The sequence below is a fragment of the Streptomyces sp. FH025 genome (genome assembly GCF_017427025.1).
Taxonomy (GTDB): domain Bacteria; phylum Actinomycetota; class Actinomycetes; order Streptomycetales; family Streptomycetaceae; genus Kitasatospora.
Genome location: NZ_JAFLNG010000450.1, coordinates 1 through 6400, shown reverse-complemented (window position 1 = coordinate 6400; position 6400 = coordinate 1). Strand labels below are relative to the sequence as shown.

Annotated in this window: 7 protein-coding genes; 5 read left to right on the top strand and 2 right to left on the bottom strand. The window is 69.6% G+C overall.

The features are described 5' to 3' along the window. Window positions 1-50 precede the first annotated feature (50 nt). Complete coding sequence (locus tag J0670_RS26465; protein WP_307806702.1) at window positions 51-1346, bottom strand: HAMP domain-containing sensor histidine kinase; 1296 nt, start codon at window positions 1344-1346, stop codon at window positions 51-53. Continuing rightward, window positions 1343-2005: a response regulator transcription factor gene (locus tag J0670_RS26460; RefSeq protein ID WP_207814183.1), complete on the bottom strand. Its 663-nt coding sequence runs from the start codon at window positions 2003-2005 to the stop codon at window positions 1343-1345. The genes J0670_RS26465 and J0670_RS26460 overlap by 4 nt, the downstream gene beginning before the upstream one ends. 186 nt (window positions 2006-2191) lie before the next feature. Between J0670_RS26460 and J0670_RS26455 the strand changes: the two genes are divergently transcribed. The 5 genes from J0670_RS26455 to J0670_RS26435 all read left to right on the top strand — a co-directional run bounded on the left by J0670_RS26455 (window position 2192) and on the right by J0670_RS26435 (window position 6150). Next, window positions 2192-3625, top strand: a complete 1434-nt coding sequence (locus tag J0670_RS26455) for an ABC transporter permease (RefSeq protein WP_207814182.1) — start codon at window positions 2192-2194, stop codon at window positions 3623-3625. Window positions 3626-3631: 6 nt separating this feature from the next. Beyond that, window positions 3632-4354: an ABC transporter ATP-binding protein gene (locus J0670_RS26450; RefSeq protein ID WP_207814181.1), complete on the top strand. Its 723-nt coding sequence runs from the start codon at window positions 3632-3634 to the stop codon at window positions 4352-4354. 584 nt (window positions 4355-4938) lie between these two features. Then, window positions 4939-5421 carry a hypothetical protein gene (locus J0670_RS26445; protein ID WP_207814180.1) on the top strand — a complete coding sequence of 161 codons (483 nt, stop codon included), beginning with the start codon at window positions 4939-4941 and terminating at the stop codon, window positions 5419-5421. Beyond that, window positions 5418-5654 (top strand): hypothetical protein, encoded by a 237-nt coding sequence (locus J0670_RS26440; RefSeq protein ID WP_207814179.1) that lies wholly within the window; start codon window positions 5418-5420, stop codon window positions 5652-5654. Before J0670_RS26445 ends, J0670_RS26440 begins: the two co-directional genes overlap by 4 nt. 7 nt (window positions 5655-5661) lie before the next feature. Beyond that, window positions 5662-6150, top strand: a complete 489-nt coding sequence (locus J0670_RS26435) for an NUDIX domain-containing protein (protein WP_243437551.1) — start codon at window positions 5662-5664, stop codon at window positions 6148-6150. The last annotated feature ends 250 nt before the right edge of the window (window positions 6151-6400 follow it).

The window sequence follows — 6400 nt, the reverse complement described above, 5'->3', positions numbered from 1 at the left end:
AAATGGCGCACCCGGTTGTGAGCAGTAGGAGTGCAGCGGCCCTCCTCGGATCAAGCCGATTCGTACGGCGAAGGCGCCGCCGCGGGAAGCCTGACGTGGACGGCGAGGCCGCCCGCCGGGAGCACGGTGGCGTGGACGGTGCCGCCGTGGGCCCGGGCGACGACCTGGACCAGGGCGAGGCCGAGTCCGTGTCCGTGGGCGCTGTCGAGGCGGGGCCGGGCCCGGTAGAAGGGTTCGAAGAGGCGGTCGACGACGGCCGGGTCGACGACGGGCCCGGTGTTCGTGACGGTGAGGTGCACCGCGCCGGGTCCGTCGTCCGGGGCGGTGGACCGGGACTCGGTGGCGACGTCCACGGTGACCCGGGCCCCCAGTTCGCCGGTGTTGTGCTTGACCGCGTTGTCGACGAGGTTGCCGACCAGCCGGCCCAGCAGCACGGCATTGCCCCGTACCAGGCAGTCGGGGTCATCCGCGGTGAGGACGAACTCCGGTCCGTGCGCGGACTGCCCGGCGGTCGCCGCGGTCACGGCTTCTTCCGCGAGGGCCGCGAGGTCGACGGGCTCGGGGTCGAAGGTGAGGTGTTCGGCCGCGGCCAGGTTCAGGAGTTCCTTGACGACCCTGATGTTGCGCTCGTTCGCCTCACCGAGCATGGGCAGGATCTCGGCGAACTCCTCACGGTCCGGACGGTCTCCCAGCATGGTCAGGGCGGTCTTCGTCGTGGACAGGGGGGTGAGCAGCTCGTGGGCGGCGTTGGCGGCAAACCGCCGGTGCGATGAGAAGGACTCCTCCAGGCGGGCGAGCGTGACGTCGAAGGTGTCGGCGAGGCGGCGCAGTTCGTCGTCGGGCCCGGAGGCGTTGATGCGGTGGGAGAGGTCACCTTCGGCGGCGCTCGTCGCGGCCCGGTTGAGTTCGCTCAGCGGGGCCAGCAGCCTGCCCGCGATCCTGCGGCCGGCCAGCAGGCCTGCGGTGGCGACGATGAGCACGCCCGCGGTGGAGACGGCGAGGACGGTGTTCCAGACGTCCTCTTTGGTGCGGATCGTGGAATGGGGGCCCTGGATCCGCTCGCCGGGGAACGGGGCCCGGGTCCCGATCTCGTCGGACCCCGGTGGCATGGGGTGTCCGTCGGTGGGCGGGTAGGGGTGGGCCGGGGTGGAGCTGGTGCCGGGCGGTACGGTGACCACCGTGGTCAGGTCGTAGGTCGGCAGCCAGCGGATGCCGACGTAGACGACGGTCAGCATCAGCAGGGCGCTCGCGGCCAGTGCGACGGCGAACCCGAAGGTCAGCCGGCTGCGCAGGCTGAGGGGGCGAGTGAGGTGGTGCAGGCCGAGCAGGCGGCGCCCGCGTCTCACGCCGCGCCCAGGCGGTAGCCCGTCCCGATGACGGTCTGCACGATCTTCGGGTCCCCGAGTTTGCGGCGCAGGGTGTGCACCACGAGCCGGACCACATTGCCGCCTTGGTCGGTCTGTCCGTCCCAGGCTTTGTCCAGCAGGTCCGCGCTGCTGACGACTCCGCCGTCGGCGCGCATGAGCAGTTCGAGGACCGCGATCTCCTTCGGGGTGAGCCGGATCTCCGTACCGTCGCGGGTCACCTGTCGGCGGTGGGTGTCCAGGCTGATGCCGGCCTGCTCCAGCACGGGGGCGTACGTGGTACCGCTCCTGCGGTGCAGGGCGCGGAGCCGGACGATCAGCTCGGGCAGGTCGAAGGGCTTGGGGAGGTAGTCGTCCGCCCCCAGGCCGAAGCCGGCGACCTTGTCGTCCAGTGTCCCGGCCGCGGTCAGCATCAGGATCCGTGCGCCCAGGCCCATCCCGGTGATCCGGCGGCACACCTCGTCCCCGTGGACCACGGGCAGGTCCCGGTCCAGTACGACCACGTCGTAGTCGTGGATCCGTACCCGCTCCAGCGCCGCGCCGCCGTCGGGTGCGATGTCGGCGGCGATGCCCTCGCGGCCGAGGCGCATCTGGAGCAGGCGGGCGAGCGGTGCCTCGTCCTCGACGATCAGTATCCGCACGGCGGAGACGTCCCTTCGGGTGAGAATTCGATGAGAGCCCGAAGGCGGGTCGGAATATCGACCCACGGAATTACGGGACACTTCCATATGTACCGTACCGGGTGTGTGAGCGGTATGTGAGGCCTCGGTGCCGGGCCGTCGGGCATCACATACGGGTGAAATGCGCTGGCCGATAGCGTCGTTGCCATGAATCTATTCAAACGGGCCTGGTGGCGGCTGACCGGACAGCTCGGGAAAACCGCCATGCTGATCGGCCTTTTCACCGTCATCTGCACGCTCGTTCTCTCCGGATTCCTCATCCAGTCTGCCGCGGCGCGCGCGGCCGATGATGCGAAGAGGAAGGTCGGGGTCGTCGCCACGATGCAGCTCGACATCAACGCGCTCATCAACTCCGGCGGAACCAACGCCGGCGGTGGCGGACGGCCCAGCACGATCGGTTCGAAGGGCGAGCTGCGCAGCAGCCTCGTCGACCACATCTGCGCGTCCTCCGCGGTGACCGGCTGCAACTACGCCGTCGGGAGCGTCGGGCGCCCCGGAACCGGGCTGAAACTGCACCAGCCGGTTCCGACACCACCCGGCCAGAACGCCGAGGCAACGGACTTCTTCTCGGCTTCCGGAATTCGCGACCTGAACCAGGAGAAGGACTTCCGCAACGGCGACTCGAAAATCATCTCGGGCCGGGGCATCACCCCCACCAGCGCCAAGGACGAGATCGTCATCGAGGAACGCGTCGCCAATGACAACAAGATCAAGGTCGGGGACGTCGTCAAGCTCAAGGTGGGCGAGATCCCCGCGGACGGCAAGCAGCGCAGTGACGCCGACCTCTCCTTCAAGGTCGTCGGCATCTACAAGAACAGCACCGCCGACACCGGTGCCTACGTTCCCGCGATGATGGATCCCGCCAACAAGATCTACACCACCCCGCTGGGCAGCTCGCTCCTGTTGGGCAAGGACGGCACCGACGGCATCCTCAAGTCGGCCACCTTCAGCTTGAAGAACCCCGACGATCTCGACCGGCTGAAGAAGGACGCCGCGGCCGCCGGCGTGGACCCCAAGATCTTCCCCCTGACCGTCAACGACAAGCAGTACCAGGCCCTCGTCGGCCCCATCACCCGCACCGCGGGCTTCGCCGGCCTCACCGTCTGGCTCGTCGCCCTCGCGGGCACCGCGATCCTCGCCCTCATCATCGCCTCGGCGCTGCGCGAACGCCGCAAGGAGCTCGGCATCCTCCTCGCGCTCGGCGAGAAGAAGCCGCTGCTGCTCGGCCAGCACCTCGTGGAGATCTTCGCCTGCGCGCTGATCGCCATCGGCATCGCCTCGGCCGCCTCCCAGGCACTCGCCCAGCCCATCGGCGACGGCCTGCTGGCCGGCGAGGTCTCCTCCGCGAAGGACGACGCGGGTAAGAGGACCCCCGAGCAGGACTACAGCAGCATCGGCGGCGGCACCAAGGACGACGGACCGCAGGTCGATCCGATCGACTCCCTGGAAGTGAAGGTCGGTCCGTCCGACATCGCCCAGGTCGGCGTCCTCGGGCTCGGCATCGCCGCGGTCGCCACCGTCCTGCCCGGCATCCGCGTGATGCGCATGAGTCCCCGCGACATCCTCACGAAGGGCGACTGACCCGCCATGAGCACCCACCTCACCGACGCCGCCGACTCCGCTACCGGGCACGGGCCCGCTGTCCTCGAAGTGTCCGGCGTGGCCCGCACAGTCCCGGCCAAGAACCACAAGCGGACCATCCTCAAGGACGTCCACCAGCGCTTCGAGGCCGGCCGGATGTACGCGATCGTCGGCCCGTCCGGCTCCGGCAAGACCACCCTCCTCTCCCTCGCCTCGGGGCTCGACTCGCCCACCTCCGGCACGATCCGCTTCAAGGGCCGCGACATCGCCGAGATCGGGCTGGGCCGCTACCGCAACCGGCACGCCGCGACCGTCTTCCAGTCCCTCAACCTCATCACCTACATGACCGCGGTGCAGAACATCACCTCCGCCATGGAGATCACCGGGGTCAAGGCCGGTTCCCGGGCCCGGAAGCAGCGCGCCGTCGAACTCCTCGAACTCCTCGGTGTGGAGAAGACCGAGCACAACCGGCGCACGCTCCAGCTCTCCGGCGGCCAGCAGCAGCGCGTCGCCATCGCCCGGGCCCTGGCCTGCGAGGTGGACATCCTCTTCGCGGACGAGCCCACTGGCGCCCTCGACCACGACACCGCCGAGTCCATCGTCGGCGTCTTCCGCCGCCTCGCCCACGACGAAGGCAAGTGCGTCATCCTCGTCACCCACTCCCGCGAGGTCGCCGCCGCCTGCGACCAGATCCTCCAGCTCAAGCGCGGACGGCTCGTCGCCGCCTGATCCGCAGCACGCGGGAGAGGCCCCGACCCGGTACGGAGGATTCCGGGGGTCGGGGCCTCGTCCATGTGCCCGTCACGGGCGAACGACACGGAGTCAGTCCGTGCGGTGTGGCCGACCGGGGGCGGGGCGACGGACGTCTGGTTGGCGGGGTCCGTGATGTTCCCCATAACCGGAAGGCGTTCTCTCCGCTGGGGATGGCGAGGGTGCGACCGTCGCGCCATCGTATGGGGGCCCTTTCTGTCGGCCAGTCGTGGAGCAGTTCGTCCATGTCGTCGGCGCCCTCGGACAGGTCCAGCCGAATGTGCCGGCGACGCCGGCAGGGCCCTGCCGAGACGACGAGCTCAGCATCAGCTACGGCACGGCCCACTACGGCCTGGTCTCCGAGCACTACTGGCCTGGGCTTGGAGGAAGGTGCGAGCTTCGCCCTGGTCACGAAAGCGGGCGGAGACGCGCACCGGGCCGGTGGTGGAGTGGAGGTGCAGCCTTGCCAGTCCCAGCAGTCGTGTCAGTGGGTTCTGCGTCAGCGCAAGTGAGAGCCAGTTATCGGCAGTTACGGAAAGTAGTCCTTGCGGCATTCCAGTCGTATGCGGCACGCGCAGGGTGGGGGTCTGACCGCTGAGTGCCGGCGCGCCAACGGGCTGCGGGAGGTCGCGCTGGGCATCGAGTCCAACGTCAAGGGCTACTTCATCCTCGGCTACCCCGGCGAGACCCGTGACGACGCGCTCGCCACCCTCGCCCACATCCGACGGCTCTGGGCCCTGTCCGACCGGTCGCCGGGCACGTTCCGCGCCTCCGCTTTCACCTTCCGCCCCTACCCCGGCAGCCCGGTCTTCCACCGCCTCGTCCAGCAGGGCTACGACCCCGAGGCCATGCAGACCTACCAGGACATCGACCTCACCGACCACGGCACCGACGAGGCCATGCGCGGCCGCGACGAGTTCAACTTCGGCACCGGCCAGCAGTTCGGCACCGTCCCCCTCACCCAGCTCCACACCTGGCTCGCCGACCTCACCCGCGAACAGCACCACCGCAACACCACCACGGCCCGCCAGGAGGTGACCGCGTGAACGGCCTGCTGCTGACCGTGGACGGGCCCAGCGGCCTGGGCAAGTCCACCACCGTCACCGCCACCGCCCGCGAACTCCTGCTCTACCAGGAAGCCATCCCCGTCCTGGAACGGCTCGGCTACCGGCTCCACACCGTCGACACCACCCACCTGACCCCCGAACAGACGGCACAGGCCATCCTGGAAGCCGTCCCCGCCAGGACGATCAACACCAAAACCCCGTACGGGAGTTAGACAGAACATGAGCACCAGCAACACCAGCCCCGCCGCGCCGGCCGCCGCTTTGGCCGTCGCGCCGCCGGTGGTCGACGTCCACGTGATCGCACGCACCCCGGACGGCAAGATCCTGCTGTCCCAGCGCGGCGCCCCCTACGGATACGGCCAGTGGCACGCCCCCAGCGGCAAACTCGACCCCGGCGAGAAGCCGGCCGACGGCGCCGCCCGCGAACTGGAGGAGGAAACCGGCCTCGTGGTCGACCCGGACCACCTCCGGCTCGCCCACACCGTCCTGCACCACCAGGGCCCGACCCTCGTCCGCCTCGGGCTGTTCTACCTCGCCACCGAATGGGAGGGCGAACCGGACAACCGCGAACCCGACAAGTGCCTGGACCTGCGCTGGTTCACGGAGGACGGCCTGCCCGAAGACCTGATCCCCTACCCGGCCGCCGGCATCCACGGCGCCCTCACCAACCCCGGCGGCCTGGCCCACCACGGCTGGCCGAACACGTGACGCCGAACGCGTGACACAGGTGGCAGCCCGGGCCGGAAGCCCCGCCCGGGCTGCCACCGCCGACACTCCCTGCCAACTCGTAGGATCTCGTCATCACGCTCCCTGGGGGGACCTTGTCCAGCGCTGACCAGCAGCACGAAGAACCGCCTGCGGCCGACCGCCGCAGCGAATGGCCAGTGGCGGCTATCGGCGTCTCGGGCGGCCTTCGGCTCGGATGGAGGTTCCGGTCGGACGGTGTAGTTCGCATAGC